General features: G+C 28.5%; 1 pseudogene. It reads left to right on the top strand.

Features of this window, described 5'->3' with window-relative positions:
* Nucleotides 1-186, top strand: a pseudogene (locus AC23MB_RS14540) (UDP-3-O-(3-hydroxymyristoyl)glucosamine N-acyltransferase); the annotation flags it as partial.
* Nucleotides 187-239 lie beyond the last annotated feature (53 nt).

The following is a 239-nucleotide window of genomic DNA, read 5'->3' as shown; positions in this document are numbered from 1 at the left end:
GAACTTTCTAAACCAGAATTTTTTGAGAATTCTCAAATCCATCCCAGTTTAACTATTTGTAACAATGTTAAAATCGGAAAAATTTGCATTATTTACCATTCTGTAGTTATAGGAGATTACACAATAATTGGTGATAATGTTATAATCAAAGCTAATACGGTTTTGGGCGGAAACGAATTTTATTAAAGAAAGTTAAATTGCAATTTTGTTAGATTAATTTCTGTCGGGAATGTCGTTAT

The sequence above is a fragment of the Soonwooa sp. T0.1_25 genome (assembly GCF_057652215.1).
Note: the sequence above shows the minus strand (reverse complement) of the source record. Positions and strands in the feature narration are given on the sequence as shown.